Raw genomic sequence first — 211 nt, 5'->3', positions numbered from 1 at the left:
TAATAAGTGGCGGAACGGACGGGACTCGAACCCGCGACCCCCTGCGTGACAGGCAGGTATTCTAACCAACTGAACTACCGCTCCACCGAATTTCTTTGTCACTACCCGGATTATTCATCCCGGTTTACTGCAATTTGATGCCTGGCAGTTCCCTACTCTCGCATGGGGAGACCCCACACTACCATCGGCGCTACGGCGTTTCACTTCTGAG

The 211-nt window shown here is 54.5% G+C and carries 1 tRNA gene; it reads right to left on the bottom strand.

Annotated elements, in window-relative coordinates:
- Nucleotides 1-7: 7 nt before the first annotated feature.
- Nucleotides 8-84 (bottom strand) — tRNA-Asp (locus OGV38_RS00020).
- Between the last annotated feature and the right edge of the window lie 127 nt (nt 85-211).

This window comes from Citrobacter sp. Cb080, assembly GCF_030334745.1.
Lineage (GTDB): Bacteria > Pseudomonadota > Gammaproteobacteria > Enterobacterales > Enterobacteriaceae > Citrobacter > Citrobacter braakii.
This window is presented reverse-complemented; position numbering and strand designations above follow the sequence as displayed.